A 19025-nucleotide genomic window follows, 5' to 3' on the forward strand; every position below is an offset into this window, starting at 1 on the left:
TAAAAAGACTATCTAAAAGATAGTCTTTTTATAAATATTATTGAAATCTTTCAATTTGTTTTTGTAGCTTTTGAGCTTGTAATCCTTCTTCTTCCGCAAATTCTTTAAAACATTTACTTAACTCTTTATCATCTACACTGTCAGCGTATTGCATAAAATCCCTTACTTTTTCTTGAGTATCTAGTAATGCTTTTTTTAAACAATCTTGTGTGTTCATTTCCATAATTGTTACCTCCTAAAGTATTTTTTAATATTATTTATCTATTAAATCTTTATTATTCATAGTTATAAATCATCTAATAAAAGTACATTTTCCCTTTTGTATCTACCAATAATCCTTTCATATTCTTCAATATCAATTACATTTTGTTTAATCTTAGTTATAGCTTCTCGATAAGACATATATAAAACTCCAACACAATTATCCATAAGTTTATTTGCAATCGATGATGATAAATGAGTTTTACCTGAGCCTACTTCTCCTAAAAACATTATTAAATTATTTCTAGTATTTTTAATTTCATTAAAGCTATTATAATTAATATTTTTTAAAATTAAATCCTAAAATTTCTATATCATCTTTTTTATTTAATCTCTCATCATAATTTTTTCGCAATTGAATTATATTTAAGTGGTCGAAACCACATTCTCTATATAATTTTATAGCACTTGTATTTCTAGGGATTACATCAACAAACATTGATACAACCCTTCTTTCAATCATTAATTCATCTAACTTTTGCATTGCAATTTTTCCAATACCCTTATTTCTATAAGCTTCTATTATGAATAAATCTTCTAACCAAGCAACATTTTGACCCCCAAATCTAACATAGAAAAATCCAACAAGCTCATTATCCAAAAAAATATTATATACTGATCCTTGTTTCATCCATTCATCTAAAGTTACCCTAGACTGCTCATCAGTCTGCCAATATTCTTTTGGTGCATTATTTAATTTTCTATGATAATTCATTAACTCTGTAATCATTTTTGTAGTATCTAGAAATAATAAGTCATTGATTTCATTAATACTAATGTTAATATTCAAAATATCATCTCCCTAACTAATTTATATTTTAATTAAATATAAATCTTTAAATCCCTTTTCTTTTGCTACTTTAACTTATTTTAAAATACTATTTTCATATATAAAAGCTATCTATTAAATGTTATTACTATATATAATTAAATTAGTACTGGAATTAAATCACTTCTTTGTATAACTTATTGCCCAAACCATCGCTCCTATATTAACTTGTGATTCTATAATATCTTTTGTAAATAAAAAAACTGTACATGAAAGTTAAATTCCAATTCATGTACAGCTATTTATGCTAATTTAAACTATTATTAAAAAGTGTCTGCTTTTTAATAATATAAATTTATTGTATGCCTTTTTTCATAACAACAGCAGGTAACACTTTTTCATTCCAGTTTAAAGTTATATTTTCTATCATTTTAAATCCATTTTTTATCCAAAAATCAATAACATGTTTATTATAATTTTTAACAACATCAATTCTTAAACTCTCACTATTATAACACTTGCTATATATCTCAAATAATTTATACACCTTCATACCAATACCTTGACCTCTAAGATTATTATCAATCATAAGTAATGATAAATAAGTTTCTTTACCTAATTTAAAATCAATTAATCCCACTATTTCATTTGATTCTTTTTGAATAATTTTACATGAGTAAAAACCTTCATTTTTCATTATATTTAATTCATCATGTACCCATTTTGTAGTTACAATTTCTTTGCCTATGTGTCTTTTTAGAAAACCCTTATTTGAATTATATATTCTTGTAATATCACTTAAATCTTTACTATCAATTAATTTCATATAAAAATCATTAAATTCAAAATAAATAATAATCTCCCCTTACTTTCCTTATATTATTTAAATTTTACAAATGCTATACATCCAAATTCTTTAGATTTCTTAAAACCGATATTCTCATAGAAAGATATAGTTTTCTCTTCATCATCCGTTAATAAAACTTTTTGTCTTACATTTTTATATTCATCAAGAATAATACTTATTAACTTCCGTCCAATTCCTAGCCTTTGGTAATTATCTAGTACTAAAATGTCTTGAATATAAATGATAGAATACCCATCCCCTACAACTCTTATTAACCCAACTAACTCATCTTTATCCCAAACAGATATTACTTTTAATGAATTTTCAATTGATTTAATTAGCGTATCAATATCGTTAGTATATGAACTCCATCCAACATTATTATATAAATTTATCAAATCATTTTTATTTAATTTAATATCATCTATAAATGTTAATTTATTCATAATCTCCTCCTAATCTATATTTTTATCATATATTAATTTAATTGTATACATCAGTTTAAACACCTTTTTTTTTGCTAGTTTAACTTGGTTTTAATCATTCTTTATATATAAAAGTTCAAATATAAATAAGAAGTAAAAATTGCATCACTCGTTTTATTATGTTATCTATTTACCTTAATATATCAGTTTTAGTCAATTAAATATTTGATTGATAAATCATCTAATTCCATTTTTAACTTTATAAGATTTAATTTAGCAGCTATAGGTGAAAATATATCTATTGTTTCTTCTGCCTTTTCCTTATAAATCTCTGGACTCATATGCTTTATAGTTCTCATATTATGAAGTCTAGATGCAAGTTGAATAACAAATACTCTACCATCTAATAATAAGGAGATTTCTCTTGAAAATTTAGACTCAACAACATCTAATGTAATCGGAGTATTTTTTGTTATAACATCATAAAGTAATCCAACTATTATAGATTCTTTATCTACATCTATTTGAGATAATATTAAAGCTATATTTAGAGGATGGATCACGTAAGGCTCCCCTGATCTACGATATTGGTCTTTATGAGCTTCACAAGATAACAAATAAGCTTTTTCTATTTCTTCTAAATCTGAACAGTTATATTTAGTTTTTAGATTTAAAATTAATTGATTGTATAATTGTTCTGCACTTGTAAATTCAATAGATGGTTCTATAAATATACCTTTACTATTTTCATTTTTCATAATTAAACCCTCTCTATTCTCATTTTTTATATTTTCTAATATTTTTATTGCATAAATTAAGTGTTGGGTTGGAGTAAAACCAAATTTCTTTTTAAATGCTTTTGAAAAACCACTATGAGTATCATATTGATAATCATATGATACATCAACTATTTTTCTACCCTCAAATATCTCCTTTGAGGCTAGCAACAACCTTCTTTCTTGAACATATTCCATAATAGACATATTCATTTCAGATTTAAAAACCCTTGAAAAATGATATTCAGAATACCCTACATGGTTGGATATAGTTTTTAATGATAAATTATTTTTCAAGTTCTTTTCTATAAATTCTATACTTTTTAAGATAGCTACCTTATATTTCATAGATTTCTACTCCCTAAATACTTTTATTAATATAATTATATTTCATCTAAGTCAAAATTGGATGTTCCTCGATTGCTCAAATTCTAAAGTATAGTATAATCATATACTACCCTTGAACTCCACAACACTGCCCCTACTCATTTCAATCAACCTACTCCCCACCGCTTCATCAATATCCAAAAGCTCTTCAACTTCTCGTTCACAACTCACTATAACTGGCAAATTATTAAAATATCTAATTTAACGATTTTAGATTAAAAACAACTAAAAGCAAATCAACAATTTGGTTTTGTCAAAATTTAGAATACTTTTCAATAATGATTGAAATAAATCCACTAGATTGCTATAATCAATCTTGGAAACGTTTTCTCAATAATTGAAAATTTAGATCTTGAAAGGTCTGCGTAATTAAATTAAAAATTATATGAGAGGTGTTAAAATGGAAACATTAAAAACAAGATATATTGATTTGCCTACTATGGCAAAATATTTGAAAAAAGTTGGTCCAGAAACTGTTATGAAGCGTCTTGTTCCATATCTAGAAAGCGATTATAAACGTTGGAACGAGTTTCAAAAAATGCCAAGAACTGCACACCATAGTGACATCGGAGTACTTGAATTAATGCCTATAGGAGATTCAGAAACTTATTCATTTAAATACGTAAATGGACATCCTGAAAATCCTAAACACAATTATTTAACAGTAATGGGTATCGGTCTTTTAGCAGAAGTATCAACTGGATTCCCACTATTTTTAAGCGAATTGACATTAACAACAGCTATTCGTACAGCTGCTACTTCTGTAATGGCTGCAAAGTACTTAGCTAAACCCAATCCAAAGAAAATGGCACTAATTGGAAATGGTTGCCAAAGTGAATTTCAAGCCCTTGCTTTTCATCACATATTAGGTATAGAAGAGATTTATTGTTATGATGTAGATCCAGAAGCTACTCGTAAATTGATGGACAATCTAAAAGATGTAAATAATCTTAAGTTAGTAAAATGTAATAGCACAAAAGAAGCATGCAAAGGTGTTGACATTATAACAACTGTTACTGCCGACAAAAGAAATGCTATAATTATTACCCCAGATATGGTTGAACCAGGTATGCATATAAATGGGGTTGGTGGAGATTGCCCTGGGAAAACTGAGCTGGATTCAGAAGTTCTTAATATGGGTGATGTCTATGTTGAATTTGAACCTCAAAGTCGTATAGAAGGAGAAATTCAGCATATGGATGAGAACTTTAAAGTGACTGAAATTTGGAATGTAATTAAAACTGGAAAACCTATAGATAGAAAAACTGATGAAATTACTATTTTTGACTCAGTAGGTTTTGCTTTAGAAGATTTTTCAATTTTACGATTAATGTATGACATTGATAAAGAAGAAAATATAGGAGTGCCTCAAATTCTTGTACCAAAATTGGAAAATCCTAAAAATTTATATAGTCTATTAGGCAATAAAGCTATTAACGTATAAAATTTGAAGTAAAAAACATTCTGCTGAAAAGTGGAATGTTTTTTACTGTAACTTATAATATTTTTTATATGTTAATATATTAAAAAGGAATTTATTGTATAAAATAATTCTCTTCTTATTAATCATACTTTAAATAATATAACTTATTTTAAGTTTAATACATATGATTTGCCATTTTTAGTTTTACCAGATTGTTTAAAGCCAAAACTCTCAAATAGTTTTTGAGAGCATATATTATAATCATATATTTCTTGAACATTTATACATTCAAGTTCCAACTCTCTCGCTCTTAAAATCAATGACCTTAAAACACCTTTTCCAATCCCCTTATTATGATATAGTTTATCGCCTATAACAATTGGTAAATTATCTTTACACAAAGCCACATCCCCAATAGGCTTATATTTATTTTCTTCTAAAACTTCTATAAAATATAATTCTCCTCTACAATTTAAATACTCATACATCCTTTTAAGCTTTTCTTTTGTATATACACTAGCCGCTGGTCCATCAACTAGCTTTACTAGTTCTAAATCTTGATACCATTGAAGTGCAAAATTATAATCATCATCAAATCTTCTTAATCTTAATTTACTGTCTATGTAAATTATTTGAGGTTGGTTTATTTTATCAATAGGCATTTAATCCTCCTTAAATTTGTTTTGTAGTTTCTATATAAATATCATTTAAATACTATTCATAAAAGTATCTTATATTTATAATTTTCTTTTAATACTTCTTAACTCCTGCTACACTTTAAGTAGTAGTTTGAAAATTCGTTTAATTTCAAAGAGGTGTATATGAATAGAAGTTTATTAAAAAATAAGGATTTTAATTTATTAATGTCTGCAACCTTTATATCTACAGTAGGTACAATAGTACAAAATACTGCACTTTCATTGTACGTTTTAGATACCACTCAATCCAGTGTAAAATTTGCAAGTGTATTGGTATTATCATCACTACCTCAACTAATATTAGGACCATTTTGTGGTGTTATATCCGATTGGGTTGATAGGAAGAAGTTTATGGTAATTTTAAACATTATTAGTGCTATGGTAATAATAGTTCCAACAATCTTGTTATTTAATAACAAAATAACACTAAGTGTAATATATGCAATAGTTATTACCTTAGGATTTATAATGGCATTTTATTCACCTACAAGTGCGGGAGTAATAAGAATAATAGTAAAAGACAAGAATCTATCTGATGCATACGCTGTAAATTCTTTTGTTGACTCAATAGAATATATGATAGCTCCAATGATAGGTGCTATCGTTTATAGCTTATTTGGATTGAAAATTATATTTTTACTAAATGGCTTAAGCTTTATTTTAGCTGCTATCTTACAGTTTAAAATACATATACCTCTTAAAAAAGAAACTATCGATAAGTTAAGTTTTAAAAAATTCAATTCTGATTTTATTCAAGGAATAACATACATTTTTAATAATAAAAATCTGTGGTATTTAGCTGTTACTATTATGCTTTTTAATTTCTTTTCCGCTCCTTTGTTCTCTGTAGGAACGGGATATATAGCTAAACTACAATTTAAAGTAAGTAATGAACAGTTTTCACTAATAGAAACTATAGGCGTTATAGCCTCATTTATGGGTCCAGTTTTATATGCATTCACTAAAAATAAAATATCACTTCAAAAACTATTTCAATTATCAATATTTATATCTGCAATACTTATATTATTAATCTCATTAATAAGTACTAACTTTTTAAATAACTTATTTGGTTCATATGTACTGTACTTAATATTGTTTTTTATAATAAGTTTAGTTGAAGGACCTCTTAATATCGCAATTATGACATTAATTCAAAACTCTATAGATATTGAATATATAGGAAGATCTAACGGTATTATCACTACAATGTTTATTGGATTAGTTCCATTAGGACAGTTGTTCTATGGAATGTTATTTGATTATATGTATATAGCTATTCCATATGTCATTTCAGCTATTGCATATATTGCTTTAATAATATTTTATAGACGAAAATGTATGCTATTGCGTAAGCATAATATTGAATAAATAAAGTAATTTATGACTTTAAAATAAATGGCCTTAGAATCAAAAAAGATTTTAAGGTCATTTTTATATTTATACTTTTACATATAAAATGCTTTTAAACTTTTCAATATATTCCTCTCTTACAAACTCTAACTTTTCTAATAATTTTATACTAGGTTCATTAAGTGGATCAACTAGTGCCACAGTTTCATAATCTTGAAAGCTTTTATCAATATATAATAATACTTCTGACAGTATTTCAAATGCATATCCTTTTCTTTGGTGTTTAGGCGCTATTGTATAACCTAGAGTTATTGTTTTATCCTTAATACTAAAAAATATATCCCCAACAATTACATTAGAAGTTTTATTAACTATGGCAAAGTTACCAGTGTCTACTCCAAATACCTTGTACTTTTCCTTATTTATTAAATATTCTATGTAGAGCTTTGAAGTATCCTCCCAACGTTGATACTTACTACATTCTTTATTATTTCTATACTCATATAAAATATCTAAGTCATCAGTAGTTAAATTTCTAATAGCTAATCTATCACTAGTTAACAAATACTTACCTCCTAAAATAAAAACGATGTGATTAATTATAACTTTATTGCTTTAGTTGCAATAAATGTATCAATATGATTATCTAATAATCCATCCCCTAATTTATCTTCATAAAAACCACTAATTACAAAACCAACATCTATTTGACCACCTATTTGACTTTGTAAAGAATGTCCAAATTCTAATGTATCTTTTGTTTCTATTCTTTCTTCTAACTGGTCCTTTGGAAGCTGTTCTACATCAGAGTATGGTATGCTGTTTCTTACAATAAGTTTATTATTTTTTTCCCATTCGTATAAATCAAATATATATGAAATAGGATTTGCAAATCCTGATATTAATACTCCCCCTGGCTTTAAAACTCTATAACACTCAGCCCATACCTTTTCGACATTATCAACAAAACAGTTAGAAACTGCATGAAATATAAAGTCAAAAGTTTCATTATCAAATCTTGATAAATCCCTCATATCACCTTGTTCAAGGTTTATATTTAAATCATCTCTATTCGCTACCATTTTATCTTTTGATAATTGTTCTTTGCTGTTATCGAAAACAGTTACATTAGCTCCAAGCGCTGAAAATATAGGTCCTTGCTGCCCTCCTCCAGATGCCAGGCATAATAGATCTTTTCCTGATACATCTCCAATCCAATTTTTAGGAACAGGCTTTGTTGGTGTTAATAATATTGTGAACTCTCCTTTTTTAGCCCTTTTAATATCGCTGGAACTTACGGGTATTGTCCATTTGTTTCCTATTTTAACTTCATTATCCCAAGCAAGTTCATTGTGTTTTCTTATATCCATATGTACCCCCTACTATTTGTTAATACAACTATATTTTCTAAATCATTAAATATATAAAAATAATTAGAATCAAAATTCCTATAAACATTTGAACCTTCTTATTGTTCTTATAATTCATCAATGTCATAACACTTAACAACGTTATAAATAATAAGTCTATGAGCATTATAGGTATTTCCATCAGCCCAAATAATTTTAAAATTACTAATAACATTGAAACTAATGAAATTATTGATGCTAAGTTAGATAAAAACTCTTTTTTCATATGAATACCCCTTTAATCTAATTGACTTAAATGCTCTTTCTACCTATATATAAACAATGTTTACTATATCCTATTAAGTTGGTATTCTCACAAGTATCTAAGTGATATGTATATGTTTTATTCATTTAAATTAACACTTAAACTTGAAAGTTGTCTATTGTAGCCAATGCACCATGCTAACTCCATAGCAAGTGTAGCAATTCTATCCTTTTGTAACGGATTGGCCTCATTTGATAGACTTCTTGCATCCCATTCTTCACAATCTAAATTATCTGCTGCGTAGAAAAAATGAAATATATCTTTTTCTCTAAATTGAGCAAGAGCTGCAAGTGCTGAACATTCCATGTCTACACAAATACATCCTTGTGATTTTCTCAATTTAACCTTATCATGTGTCTCTCTATATATTCCATCTGTTGTCCACACTTTTCCTATATGATATTTCAAATTATAATGATCTAGTATATTTTCAAATACATCTACATATTTTGGATTTACATCTATTTCATTTGAATGTGGTGCATAATGAAAACTAGTACCTTCATCTCTCATAGCTTTATTAGGTATGATTATGGAAAAGTCATCTATAGATGAATCCAGTACACCACAAGTACCGAAAACAATTAATTTTTCAGCACCCATTGCAAAAATATCTTCTATTACTGCAACACAGCCTGGAGCCCCAACATAAGATGTAAATAAAGCAACTTCAAGACCCTTGTAATTTGCTTTGTAAATAGGAATTTCCATATTTGCTATATAAGTTGAAGTAATTTTAACAGCATTGAGTTCATTTACCAATCTATCAAATGTAAATTTTGAAAAACATGATACTGCAATTTTAGGAAACCCATCAATTGGTTTAATAATATCAAAAGCATTGATTATAGCAGATTTATTTTTATCGAACTCTTTAAGTATCATATATTCCTCCTGAATTCTTATTTGTATAATATCAAACTTTTAAGTAATACTAATCTATTCTACCTTTTTACCTATATACTCTATTGTATGATGATAATGAAATCCTCCTAGTTTTAAAATATAATTTAATTAAGTTTATTTTCTAAAATCGATATTATATATGGTGATTTAAATTCATTAGCTAATATGTCCATGTATACTTCATCATACTTGTTGCAACCAATAATCTTAGCTTCTCTTAATCTTCCCGCTTCTTTAAATCCAATTTTACTATAACATTTTATTGCTTGCTTATTAAATGAGTATACTTTAAGAAATATATTATTCAAATTTAGCAAATTAAATCCGAAATCTAATAATAAACTTAATGCTTCTTTTCCATATCCATTTCCCCAATTATCCTTATCTCCTATAAATATACCGACCTCACCAATCCTATTTATATAATCTAAACTTGGGAACCCAACATTTCCAATAACTTCATTTGTTTCGTTAAGTATAATAGCAAAATTAAACTGCGATTTTGATAATCTCTCTAATGCATTCTTTTCAGATTCTTCATCAATTAACATACTTGCAAATGTCATGCCTATAGCAACATCCATATCATTTACCCATTCTGCATATTTAACATAATCTTCTTTATCAATTGGAGATAAATATATCTTTTTACCGATTAGCTTTTTTAAATACATACGCATTCCCTCTTTTCAATTTGTGTTACTATAAAATATTAAACTAAATAAATATATATCCTTTCGAGTATATAATTTATATATAAAAATTATTTGTTAACGTAACAAAATAGCTAAACCGTAAATAATGGTTTAGCTATTTTTATATTTTATTAAATTAATTTTAGTAAATTAGCCATCTCAATAGCTGTAACTGCTGCATCATATCCCTTGTTTCCAGCTTTAGTACCAGCTCTTTCTATAGCTTGTTCTATTGTATCAGTAGTTAAAACTCCAAATATTACAGGTAACTCCTCACTCAGTGATACAGATGAAATTCCCTTAGAAGCTTCTGCACATACATAATCAAAATGAGGTGTTGATCCTTTTATAACAGCTCCCAAGCATATAATAGCATCATACTTTTTAGACTGTGCCATTTTTTTAGCAACTAATGGAATTTCAAAAGCCCCAGGAACCCAAGAAACTTCAATATTATCTTCGTCTACTCCATGTCTTTTTAATCCATCTAACGCCCCACCTAATAATTTAGATACTATAAACTCATTAAATCTCCCAACAACTATCCCTATTTTAATATCTTTAGCTACTAAGTTACCTTCTATTATTCTCATATACATATCTCCTTTAGTTTAATTTATGTAATTTGCAATTATGCTAATAAATGCCCTAGCTTTTCTTTCTTTGTTTTTAAATAAAATTCATTAACATCATTATGATTCATTTGTATAGGTACTCTTTCTACTATATCTATCCCATGTTCACTTAAATCATTTATTTTTCTTGGATTATTTGTCATTAACCTAAGTTTTCTAGCTCCTAAATCTTTAAGTATTTGAGCACCTATAAAATACTCCCTCATATCTGCTTTGAATCCTAGTTTTAAATTTGCATCTACTGTGTCAAACCCCTCATCTTGTAAGGCATATACTCTTAGTTTATTTATTAGACCTATCCCTCTACCTTCTTGTCTTAAATATAATAATATCCCTTTACCTTCTTTTGCTATTGCTTTCATAGCTGCATCATATTGTTCTCCACAATCACAACGTTTAGAGCCTAATACATCTCCTGTTAAACATTCAGAGTGAACTCTTGTCAATACTTCATCACCTGGTAAAATATCTCCCATTACTAAAGCTACATGATGCTCTCCATTTAACTTATTTATAAATCCATACATTTTGAAATCTCCATATTTTGTTGGCATATTTGTTTCAACAACTCTTTCTATATGGCATTCATTACTTTTTCTATATTCAACTAAGTCTTTTATAGTTATAATTTTAAGATTATGTATTTTACAAAATTCTATTAACTCATCAGTTCTAGCCATAGTTCCATCCTTACTCATAATTTCACATATTACTCCTCCTGGTTTTAACCCAGCTAACCTAGCTAAATCAACAGCTGCTTCTGTATGTCCATTTCTGACTAAAACTCCACCTTCTCTAGCTTTTAGCGGAAATATGTGTCCTGGTCTTCTAAAGTCATTTGGAGTAGATTCTTTTTCTAATACCTTTTGTATAGTTAAAGCTCTTTCGTAAGCTGATATACCAGTTGTTGTTTCTATATGATCTATACTTACAGTAAAAGCAGTTTCATGATTATCAGTGTTGTATTTTACCATTTGAGGTATATTTAGTCTTTTTAAATATTCCTCAGTAAGTGGCATACAGATAAGCCCCTTACCATAAGTTGCCATGAAGTTTATAGCTTCAGGAGTTACCTTTTCTGCCGCCATTAACAAATCTCCCTCATTTTCTCTATCTTCATCATCTATAACTACAACTATCTTACCATCCTTTATATCTTCTATTGCCTCTTCAATGTGATTAAATTTATACATTTTTTCTACCTCCAATTTATTTTAAATAAATCCATTTTCTTTAAGAAAAATTTCATTTATATTGTTAGCTTGTTGTTTGTTAGGCTTATTAATTCCTAATAGTTTTTCAACATATTTACCTATAATGTCACATTCTAGATTTACGCTATCTCCAATGTTTTTGCTTGATAATATAGTTTGCTGTAGTGTATGTGGTATTATAGAAACCTTAAATACATCATCATCTACATATGCTATTGTTAAGCTTATTCCATCAATAGTTATAGACCCTTTATATACAATGTATCTAAGTATATCTACTGAAGTTTTTATGGTTATCCAAATTGCACTATCTTCCCTTTTTAAATCTTTTATATATCCTATCCCATCTATATGTCCACTAACTAAATGACCCCCTAGTCTAGTGCTTAAACTCAATGCCCTTTCTAAATTTACCTTACTTCCTATTTTTAAAGTATTTAAATTACTTTTTCTAATAGTTTCTGCCATTACATCGGCTTCAAATGTTCCTTTGTTTATATTTGTTACAGTTAGACAAACGCCATTTGTACAAATGCTATCTCCTATTTCAGTTGTCTCTAAAACTTTATTACAATTAATAATAAGCTTAGATGACTTAACTCCATTTTTTATGTGCGTTATAGTACCGATTTCCTCAACTATTCCCGTAAACAATTAATCGTCACTTCCTTTCAAATATCCCTCTATTAAAATATCTGAACCTACTTGTTTATACTCTAATTTATGAAGTTTAAATGCTTCTTTTATATCATCTACTCCTTGTCCTCCAATAGGAGTTTTAGAGCTTTCTCCTCCTAGGATAATAGGGGCTAAATATACTTGAATTTTATCAACTATATTTTCATTCACTGCTGAAAAATTCAAGCTCGATCCTCCTTCAATTAAAATGCTATCTATATTTAACTCTCCTAATTTATTTATCATTTCTTTTAAATCAACTAAGTTGTTTTTTAAATTAACAGTTAATATTTCAACACCTTTATCCTCTAGTAATTTCATTACATTTCTATTTGCATGTTTTGTAGTTACTACAATAGTTCTAATTGATTTTGCACTAGATACAATTTTTGAATCTATAGGTATTTTAAGTGTTGTGTCTACTATAATCCTTATTGGATTTTTACCGTTTTCTAACCTACAATCTAACATTGGATTATCTTTTATAACAGTATTTATTCCAACTAATATACTCATTACTTCACTTCTTAACTTATGTACGTATCTTCTTGACTCATCACAGCTTATCCATTTTGATTGACCTGTAGTTGTTGCTATTTTTCCATCTAAACTCATTGCAACTTTCATAACTACAAATGGTTTTTTATTTTTTATATATTTTAAAAAAACTTCATTTAATTTTTTATTTTCTTCATCTAAAACTCCAACTTTAACTTCAATACCTGCATCTCTAAGTTTTTTAACTCCATTGCCTTGCACTAACGGATTTGGATCTACAGATGCTATAACAACTTTATTTATTTTGCTTTCTATAATTTTATCTACACAAGGAGGCGTTTTACCAAAATGAGAACAAGGTTCTAAATTTACATACATCGTTGATCCATTTAAGCTCTCTCTTGAGTTTTCAATTGCATTTATCTCTGCATGTTTTCCTCCATACTTTTCATGATAACCTGTACCTACAATTTTGTTATCTTTAACTATAACTGCTCCAACCATAGGATTAGGATTTACTTTTCCTATTCCTTTTCTTGCAAGGCTAATAGCTAAACCCATATAATATTCATCCATTATATTCTCCTTTCACATCTTGTGATTTATAAAAGAAAATAATAAAAGCCCTGAGTTTAAAACTCAGGGCTTTTGTATCATAAAAATACACATATTAAATTAATTAAAAAAGCTCTGAAATATAAAATATTTCAGAGCTTACAAATCAAAATAATAGTATATGCTTATATACATTACAATACATTATCTTCTTTCATCCAGACTTTACTGTCGGCTTCGGAGTTTCACCGAATCATGCCAGTTACGGCTCGCGGGCTTTACCGCCGGTAGGGAATTTCACCCTGCCCTGAAGATTATTCAATTCTAATTAGATAATAATTCTTATATGTTAAATTGTCAACATATAAAATTAATTTTTTAATTAAATGACTTATGAATATATATGTTGCTATCTACTACATTTTTATTTTTTATTAACGCATATTTATAGTCATTTATAAAGTTTGAGTTCTCATTTTTTATAATCCTTACTTCTTTAGAATTAGTGTTATTTGCTATATTTACAATGTTTACAGTAAAAAATTTTTCATTCGTATTTGATAGCAATTCTATTATTTTTTTCTGGCTTAACGTTGAACAAATTTCACCTATATCAACCATAAAAATATATTTACTTTTGCATTTTTCTATTAATAAATTTAAGTCTCTATCATCGGAATAAATTATTTTAGCACCTATATTTTTTAATTCAGTTATTTCTAAACACTTGTTGCTAGTTACTATATTAAAATTAGATACTATTTCATTGAAACTTTTTATTGTATTAATAATACTAGTTTCATACTTATCTATTATCATTAAGGCGCTTAATAAGTTATTATTAGGAGTACTTGCTTGTTCTAGATTTTTTTTCATTTCTTTTATGTCATATATTTTTTCGAAATTGTTATGTGGATATTCGTAAGCATTTCCTACTGGGCAATTTATATACTCATTCAAACACTCTAATGCTTTGCTTATTTTACCACATTCAATATATGCTAAGCACTCCATAAAATATAAATCTTTAAAATTTGGAATTGACAATCTAATTTTTTCTATAAATTTTATAGAATCATAAAATTGTTTTTCATTTGAATATGCCTTTACTATGTTCAGAATTAAATATGGATAAAAAACATAATTATATTTCAACTCCATAAGGTCTAAAGATTTTTCATAAGACTCTATCGCACTTTTAAAATCTGTGATTCTTGCGTATTCATTCCCTAAAACATAAAAATAATAGGCATCTTTTTCTTCTTCTGTGTATGTATTTAAAATTCCCATATTTCTTTTATATTTAGACTCTATATTAACCTTATTTGGGTCATATCCATAATGATAAATCTTAATATCTATATTTTCAATACACTTATCTTTATTATGCTTTTGAATACAATTAGCTATTTGTTCATGTACCTTCCCTCTAAATCTATACTTTTTTTTATTTTTAAAAAATCTAAAAACTACATATTCTCCTACTTCAATTCCGTTGATTATATTTGTTAGTCTAAAAAAATATCCCTCTGCTAATTTTTTGCTACTTAATAATGCTTTCAATTTTTTCAAATCTTCTTTTGAGATTTCTTCATCGGCATCTAAAAATAATATATAATCTTTGGTAGCATACTCTAAAGATACATTTCTAGCTTCACTAAAATCATTGTTCCATTTATGGTTTATTACCTTCGCATTGTAATTACTACATATATTTAAAGTTTCATCATTTGATCCTGTATCCACAATTATAATTTCATCTGCTATTGACTCTATACTATCTAAACATCTCTTTATGTTTTTTTCCTCATTTTTGACTATCATACAAACACTCAAACTCTTCAATCTATCCACTCCCAATTATAAATTTAATAAAAAGTTACTTTTATAAATATACAATTTACTTTATTGATTTTAAAAAAAGAGGCTTACCATAATTAATATGATAAACCTCTGAAATTTATAAATCTTTCCCAGTAAAGTCTTTACTTGCACTTGTTAAAAAACCTATAGATGAAAATAATAAATTTTTAATTAATATTAGAGATGGATTATTTACATTAATATCTAATACATAAGCACATATGGTAACAATCATCGCCATTACAGCAAAAGTTCCTACCACTAAAACTTTAGTCTTTAATAACTTAGGACTAGAAGTGCATGTTTTGGTTGATCGCTCTAGTATATATCCTGCAATAGAAGAAAATGCTGTTCGTATAGTAACTAAATTTCCAGTAGCGTCTAGTTCAGTATCGAAAATTGATATACACACAACTACAAATGAAATTAATCCTAGAATTATTAAATATTTACATGCTATTCCTAGTTCATTAAAAAATTCTTTTATTTCCTCTAAAATAATTTTTATTACTCTTTTTATCATATTAATCACCATCATAACTATTTAAATATAGTTACTTATTATAATATGTCTTTAAAATAAGCATTGTTACTTAATTGGAATCAATATCCATTTTAGTTTTATTTTAATTTTTTTGGGTAATTAAATATTAGTTATAAATTTCATAAAAAAGGAAGCGATTTTAATGTTTGGTTTACTAGAAGGCCTAGTTGAAAAAAATAAGGAGTATATAAAACATGGTGATGTTGCTAATTACATACCTGCCCTTTCTAAGGTAGATAAAAATCAACTAGGAATAGCTATTATCGATTTGACAAAAGATGGCTATAAAGATTATTTTGCTGGAGATTATACTACTAACTTTGCAATTGAAAGTACATCTAAAGTTATTACACTTATAATGGCTATGATGGATCATTCTCCAGAATATGTTTTTCAAAAAATTGGTACGGAGCCCAGTGGTTTTCCATTTAACTCAATACTTAATATGAATATAAATAATAAAGATGTTCCGTCTAACCCTTTTATAAATGCTGGTGCAATAGTAGTTAATTCTTTAATTAAAGGAAAAGATAGTGAAGAAAAAACTGATAGAATTTTAAATTTTACTAGAAAGTTAGCTAATAATGATTTTATAGATATCAATGAAGAAATTTACTTATCTGAAAAAAGAACAGGTGATATAAACAGATCTTTAGGTTATTATCTTAAAGGTAAAAATGTAATTTCAGGAGATGTTGATGATATTTTGGACTCATACTTTAAACAATGTTCTATGTCTGTTTGTGCCCTAGATTTAGCTAAAATAGGATCTGTTCTAGCTAATAAAGGTGTTTGCCCTTGGAATAACAAAAGATTAATACCTGAAGATATCTGTACAATCGTTAAATCAATAATGGTTACATGTGGTTTATACGATGAATCAGGTTCATTTGCCGTTCACATAGGTGTCCCTGCTAAGTCTGGTGTTGGAGGAGGTATTTTAGCAACAGTTCCTAATAGAATGGGTATTGGTATATTTGGCCCATCTCTTGATTCAAAAGGAAATAGTGTCGCTGGAATTAAGTTACTACAAGAACTATCTAAAACTTTAGATTTAGATATATTTGAATAAATAAAAAAGCAGCCTAATATCTATTAGGTTGCTTTTTTATTTATTATTCTATATAAATGATCCTATACAAAGCAATGCTATTGATAGTACCATTATTATTCCAACAAGCGGCATAACAAACTTCAACCATTTGTCATAAGTTACATTTACCATAGCAAGTGATGCTAATATTAAACCAGTTGGTGTTATTATACCAATTAAACCTTGACCAAACATATAAGCTGTTACTATTATATCTCTGTTAACACCTACTACATCAGCTAAAGGTGCCATTATAGGCATTGATAAAACCGCAAGTCCTGAAGATGAATTTATAAAGAATCCTAATACTATATAAACTAAATACATCACTCCAGAGAATGCTATTCCACCCATACTTGATACGACAGTACTTAATGAATATAATATAGTATCACTTATAAGTCCTCCGTCCATTATAATTGTAACTCCTCTAGCAAGTGCTACAATAAGTGCTACTCCTAATAAATCAGCTGCTCCTTGTACGAAGTTTGACACAAATTCACTTTCTTTTTGTTTTGATAATGGAACCATTATAAATGTTACTGCAAAGAATAGTGCTGTCATTTCCATGAACCACCATCCTAATTCTTTAACTCCATAAATCATTACTATGAAAGATAAACCAAATATTAATAACATTAATTTTTTTCTAAATGTAAATTCTACTTCAACGTCTCCACTTTCACTAGCTAAAAACCTTTTCTCTATTTCCTCTTTTTGAGCGTAGATTAAAGATTTCGTAGGATCTTTTTTTACCTTTTCTCCATATTTGATTATGTATATTAAAGTAACTACAAGAGCTATAACTAATGCTAAAATTCTAAGAGGCATACCTTGTGTAAAACTTACACCTGCTATATTAGAAGCTATTATAGTTGAGAATGGATTTACTGTAGCTGCCATTGTCCCTATACATGACCCTAAGAAAATTGTAGCGATGGCAACTATAGCATCATATCCAGCAGCTATGAATATAGGTACTACTATAGGATAAAAGGCTATTGTTTCTTCTGCCAATCCAAATGTAGTCCCTCCTAGAGCAACAAGAGATGCTATAATTACAATCATCCATTTTTCTTTTCCTTTTAATGCTTTAGATAGTGCATTTATCCCTGCTGTAAATGCTCCTGTACTATTTATAACTCCAACTAATCCCCCTATAACTAATACGAAAGCTATTATATCAATAGAATCATATAATCCTTGTATCGGAGCTTTTAAAAATGTTGTTATAGCCCCAAATATTGTTGTTTTTTCTTTAGCTAATTTTTCATATGTATTTGGTATTGCAACTGGCTTTGAGATAGCCCCACTAGTAAACTGTTTTAAGTTTACATTTACTCCTAATTTATTTAGTGTTTCCTGAGTTCCAGCATATTGATTAGACTCTCCATTTGGAAGCTCTACAATAAATTTTGAGCTATTAGTGTCATAGCTAAGTTTTGCATATTTTCCTGATGGTATTATGTAAGTTAACCCCATAACTACAAGCATTACAATTAGAATTACAGTATACGCTGTAGGAAATGAAAACTTTTTCTTGTTCTTCATAAAATTACCTCCTTTTTTTCTTGTTAATAAGATAATATCACTACTTTGATAATTTTTAAATAACCTAATTTTATTTCTGAATTTTTTAAATATTTTCCTAGTAATTGGAAATATAAAAATAGCCACTTTATAGTGAAAGTGGCTATTTTTATATTTCCAATTTTTCAGTAAGTCTGTAAT

Annotated in this window: 22 protein-coding genes and 1 riboswitch; of the genes, 3 read left to right on the plus strand and 19 right to left on the minus strand. The window is 27.5% G+C overall.

Annotated elements, in window-relative coordinates; all coding sequences use genetic code 11:
* Positions 1-37 precede the first annotated feature (37 nt).
* From RWY47_RS08560 to RWY47_RS08585, 6 genes are all read right to left on the minus strand, one after another.
* Positions 38-223 carry a hypothetical protein gene (locus RWY47_RS08560; protein WP_021429232.1) on the minus strand — a complete coding sequence of 62 codons (186 nt, stop codon included), beginning with the start codon at positions 221-223 and terminating at the stop codon, positions 38-40.
* 62 nt (positions 224-285) lie between these two features.
* Positions 286-555 carry a DnaA ATPase domain-containing protein gene (locus tag RWY47_RS08565; protein WP_316030291.1) on the minus strand — a complete coding sequence of 90 codons (270 nt, stop codon included), beginning with the start codon at positions 553-555 and terminating at the stop codon, positions 286-288.
* Positions 539-1051, minus strand: a complete 513-nt coding sequence (locus RWY47_RS08570; RefSeq protein WP_224170302.1) for a GNAT family N-acetyltransferase — start codon at positions 1049-1051, stop codon at positions 539-541. Before RWY47_RS08570 ends, RWY47_RS08565 begins: the two co-directional genes overlap by 17 nt.
* Before the next feature lie 334 nt (positions 1052-1385).
* Positions 1386-1856: a GNAT family N-acetyltransferase gene (locus RWY47_RS08575; protein ID WP_021429269.1), complete on the minus strand. Its 471-nt coding sequence runs from the start codon at positions 1854-1856 to the stop codon at positions 1386-1388.
* A gap of 53 nt (positions 1857-1909) precedes the next feature.
* Positions 1910-2323, minus strand: a complete 414-nt coding sequence (locus RWY47_RS08580) for a GNAT family N-acetyltransferase (RefSeq protein ID WP_021429257.1) — start codon at positions 2321-2323, stop codon at positions 1910-1912.
* A 188-nt stretch (positions 2324-2511) separates the two neighbouring features.
* Positions 2512-3426, minus strand: a complete 915-nt coding sequence (locus tag RWY47_RS08585; protein WP_224170301.1) for a helix-turn-helix domain-containing protein — start codon at positions 3424-3426, stop codon at positions 2512-2514.
* A gap of 439 nt (positions 3427-3865) precedes the next feature.
* On the opposite strand from RWY47_RS08585, the gene RWY47_RS08590 reads away from it, so the two are divergent.
* A complete protein-coding gene (locus RWY47_RS08590; RefSeq protein ID WP_029878306.1) occupies positions 3866-4909 on the plus strand; it encodes an ornithine cyclodeaminase in 1044 nt (347 codons plus the stop codon).
* 143 nt (positions 4910-5052) lie between these two features.
* Here RWY47_RS08590 and RWY47_RS08595 read toward each other — a convergent pair whose 3' ends face one another.
* A complete protein-coding gene (locus RWY47_RS08595; protein WP_046824406.1) occupies positions 5053-5550 on the minus strand; it encodes a GNAT family N-acetyltransferase in 498 nt (165 codons plus the stop codon).
* 159 nt (positions 5551-5709) lie between these two features.
* Between RWY47_RS08595 and RWY47_RS08600 the strand changes: the two genes are divergently transcribed.
* Positions 5710-6957, plus strand: coding sequence for an MFS transporter (locus tag RWY47_RS08600; RefSeq protein WP_224170299.1), 1248 nt, complete (start codon positions 5710-5712; stop codon positions 6955-6957).
* 69 nt (positions 6958-7026) lie between these two features.
* On the opposite strand, the gene RWY47_RS08605 is transcribed toward RWY47_RS08600, so the two are convergent.
* From RWY47_RS08605 to RWY47_RS08655, 11 genes are all read right to left on the minus strand, one after another.
* Entirely contained in the window at positions 7027-7503 is a 477-nt protein-coding gene (locus RWY47_RS08605) for a GNAT family N-acetyltransferase (RefSeq protein ID WP_167402865.1), read from the minus strand.
* A gap of 35 nt (positions 7504-7538) precedes the next feature.
* Positions 7539-8309, minus strand: a complete 771-nt coding sequence (locus tag RWY47_RS08610) for a class I SAM-dependent methyltransferase (RefSeq protein WP_224170298.1) — start codon at positions 8307-8309, stop codon at positions 7539-7541.
* Positions 8310-8346: 37 nt separating this feature from the next.
* Positions 8347-8574 carry a hypothetical protein gene (locus tag RWY47_RS08615; RefSeq protein WP_021429245.1) on the minus strand — a complete coding sequence of 76 codons (228 nt, stop codon included), beginning with the start codon at positions 8572-8574 and terminating at the stop codon, positions 8347-8349.
* A 117-nt stretch (positions 8575-8691) separates the two neighbouring features.
* Positions 8692-9498, minus strand: a complete 807-nt coding sequence (locus tag RWY47_RS08620; protein WP_224170297.1) for a nucleoside phosphorylase — start codon at positions 9496-9498, stop codon at positions 8692-8694.
* Positions 9499-9623: 125 nt separating this feature from the next.
* Entirely contained in the window at positions 9624-10193 is a 570-nt protein-coding gene (locus RWY47_RS08625) for a GNAT family N-acetyltransferase (protein WP_224170296.1), read from the minus strand.
* A 152-nt stretch (positions 10194-10345) separates the two neighbouring features.
* Positions 10346-10807, minus strand: coding sequence for a 6,7-dimethyl-8-ribityllumazine synthase (gene ribH, locus RWY47_RS08630; RefSeq protein WP_021429252.1), 462 nt, complete (start codon positions 10805-10807; stop codon positions 10346-10348).
* Positions 10808-10845: 38 nt separating this feature from the next.
* Entirely contained in the window at positions 10846-12042 is a 1197-nt protein-coding gene (locus RWY47_RS08635) for a bifunctional 3,4-dihydroxy-2-butanone-4-phosphate synthase/GTP cyclohydrolase II (protein WP_224170295.1), read from the minus strand.
* Between the two features lie 21 nt (positions 12043-12063).
* The gene (gene ribE / locus RWY47_RS08640; RefSeq protein WP_224170294.1) at positions 12064-12717 is read right to left on the minus strand and encodes a riboflavin synthase; all 654 of its coding nucleotides are present in this window, start codon (positions 12715-12717) and stop codon (positions 12064-12066) included.
* Positions 12718-13815, minus strand: coding sequence for a bifunctional diaminohydroxyphosphoribosylaminopyrimidine deaminase/5-amino-6-(5-phosphoribosylamino)uracil reductase RibD (gene ribD / locus RWY47_RS08645; protein WP_224170293.1), 1098 nt, complete (start codon positions 13813-13815; stop codon positions 12718-12720).
* A gap of 181 nt (positions 13816-13996) precedes the next feature.
* Positions 13997-14113, minus strand: a riboswitch (FMN riboswitch).
* A 59-nt stretch (positions 14114-14172) separates the two neighbouring features.
* Entirely contained in the window at positions 14173-15639 is a 1467-nt protein-coding gene (locus tag RWY47_RS08650; protein ID WP_224170292.1) for a glycosyltransferase family 2 protein, read from the minus strand.
* A 115-nt stretch (positions 15640-15754) separates the two neighbouring features.
* Positions 15755-16180, minus strand: a complete 426-nt coding sequence (locus tag RWY47_RS08655) for a hypothetical protein (protein ID WP_025163057.1) — start codon at positions 16178-16180, stop codon at positions 15755-15757.
* 163 nt (positions 16181-16343) lie between these two features.
* Here RWY47_RS08655 and glsA point away from each other — a divergent pair, with 163 nt between their 5' ends.
* A complete protein-coding gene (gene glsA / locus RWY47_RS08660) occupies positions 16344-17273 on the plus strand; it encodes a glutaminase A (protein WP_224170291.1) in 930 nt (309 codons plus the stop codon).
* 48 nt (positions 17274-17321) lie between these two features.
* On the opposite strand, the gene RWY47_RS08665 is transcribed toward glsA, so the two are convergent.
* Positions 17322-18845: a YfcC family protein gene (locus RWY47_RS08665; protein WP_021433044.1), complete on the minus strand. Its 1524-nt coding sequence runs from the start codon at positions 18843-18845 to the stop codon at positions 17322-17324.
* Positions 18846-19025: the final 180 nt, after the last annotated feature.

Source organism: Paraclostridium sp. MRS3W1, from assembly GCF_032465715.1.
GTDB lineage: Bacteria > Bacillota > Clostridia > Peptostreptococcales > Peptostreptococcaceae > Paraclostridium > Paraclostridium dentum.

What these genes read in the sequence shown, in the direction of transcription:
- RWY47_RS08560 (WP_021429232.1), bottom strand. Translation starts at nt 223, where the DNA reads ATGGAAATGAACACACAAGATTGTTTAAAAAAAGCATTACTAGATACT.
- RWY47_RS08575 (WP_021429269.1), bottom strand. Translation starts at nt 1,856, where the DNA reads ATGAAATTAATTGATAGTAAAGATTTAAGTGATATTACAAGAATATAT.
- RWY47_RS08580 (WP_021429257.1), bottom strand. Translation starts at nt 2,323, where the DNA reads ATGAATAAATTAACATTTATAGATGATATTAAATTAAATAAAAATGAT.
- RWY47_RS08585 (WP_224170301.1), bottom strand. Translation starts at nt 3,426, where the DNA reads ATGAAATATAAGGTAGCTATCTTAAAAAGTATAGAATTTATAGAAAAG.
- RWY47_RS08590 (WP_029878306.1), top strand. Translation starts at nt 3,866, where the DNA reads ATGGAAACATTAAAAACAAGATATATTGATTTGCCTACTATGGCAAAA.
- RWY47_RS08595 (WP_046824406.1), bottom strand. Translation starts at nt 5,550, where the DNA reads ATGCCTATTGATAAAATAAACCAACCTCAAATAATTTACATAGACAGT.
- RWY47_RS08600 (WP_224170299.1), top strand. Translation starts at nt 5,710, where the DNA reads ATGAATAGAAGTTTATTAAAAAATAAGGATTTTAATTTATTAATGTCT.
- RWY47_RS08610 (WP_224170298.1), bottom strand. Translation starts at nt 8,309, where the DNA reads ATGGATATAAGAAAACACAATGAACTTGCTTGGGATAATGAAGTTAAA.
- RWY47_RS08615 (WP_021429245.1), bottom strand. Translation starts at nt 8,574, where the DNA reads ATGAAAAAAGAGTTTTTATCTAACTTAGCATCAATAATTTCATTAGTT.
- RWY47_RS08620 (WP_224170297.1), bottom strand. Translation starts at nt 9,498, where the DNA reads ATGATACTTAAAGAGTTCGATAAAAATAAATCTGCTATAATCAATGCT.
- RWY47_RS08625 (WP_224170296.1), bottom strand. Translation starts at nt 10,193, where the DNA reads ATGTATTTAAAAAAGCTAATCGGTAAAAAGATATATTTATCTCCAATT.
- ribH (WP_021429252.1), bottom strand. Translation starts at nt 10,807, where the DNA reads ATGAGAATAATAGAAGGTAACTTAGTAGCTAAAGATATTAAAATAGGG.
- RWY47_RS08635 (WP_224170295.1), bottom strand. Translation starts at nt 12,042, where the DNA reads ATGTATAAATTTAATCACATTGAAGAGGCAATAGAAGATATAAAGGAT.
- ribD (WP_224170293.1), bottom strand. Translation starts at nt 13,815, where the DNA reads ATGGATGAATATTATATGGGTTTAGCTATTAGCCTTGCAAGAAAAGGA.
- RWY47_RS08655 (WP_025163057.1), bottom strand. Translation starts at nt 16,180, where the DNA reads ATGATAAAAAGAGTAATAAAAATTATTTTAGAGGAAATAAAAGAATTT.
- glsA (WP_224170291.1), top strand. Translation starts at nt 16,344, where the DNA reads ATGTTTGGTTTACTAGAAGGCCTAGTTGAAAAAAATAAGGAGTATATA.
- RWY47_RS08665 (WP_021433044.1), bottom strand. Translation starts at nt 18,845, where the DNA reads ATGAAGAACAAGAAAAAGTTTTCATTTCCTACAGCGTATACTGTAATT.